General features: G+C 59.6%; 1 protein-coding gene. It reads left to right on the top strand.

Going from position 1 to position 698, the window contains the following annotated elements:
* Window positions 1–698: type VI secretion system tip protein TssI/VgrG (gene tssI, locus PsAD37_RS19950; protein ID WP_153039815.1), on the top strand; the 698-nt coding region annotated here is incomplete at both ends.

Below are 698 nucleotides of genomic sequence, written 5' to 3'. Positions count from 1 at the left end.
TCCTTCAAGAACCCGCCCTACAACCAGCAACACGCCCATCAGCGCGGTGAAGACAACGGCTCTGCTGGAGACTATGCGCTTTATGAATATCCGGGGCGCTACAAGGCCGATGGTGTTGGCAAGCCCTTCACAAAACACCGGCTGGAGGCAGCACGTGTTGAGGCCACCACAGGGCATGGGGCCACCAATGCTATCCACCTGATGGCAGGTCATCAGTTTGCGCTGAACGACCACCCGAACGACGACTACAACATCAAGTATCATTTGCTCACCGTCTCCCATCAGGGCAGTCAGCCGCAGGCCGTGGCAGAGGAAGCCGGCAGCGGTACCACCACTTACAGCGCCGGGTTTGAGGTGATGCCCGCCCGCCTGCCATACCGGCCCAAACTGCACCAAAAGCCCTTGGTGGACGGCCCACAGATCGCTCATGTCACAGGACCGGAAGGTGAAGAGATTTACTGCGATGAACATGGCCGGGTGAAAGTCTGGTTCCCGTGGGACCGTCACGGCAAGAAGAACGACACGTCCTCCTGCTGGATCCGCGTGTCCTCCAACTGGGCCGGCGCCAGCTGGGGCCACATCGCCATCCCCCGCATCGGTCACGAAGTCATCGTAGACTTCCTCGAAGGCGACCCAGACCAACCCATCATCACAGGGCGGACGTATCACAACAATAACAAGAGTCCCTACACCCTGCC

This window comes from Pseudovibrio sp. Ad37 (assembly GCF_001623075.1).
Classification (GTDB): Bacteria; Pseudomonadota; Alphaproteobacteria; order Rhizobiales; family Stappiaceae; genus Pseudovibrio.
This window is presented reverse-complemented; position numbering and strand designations above follow the sequence as displayed.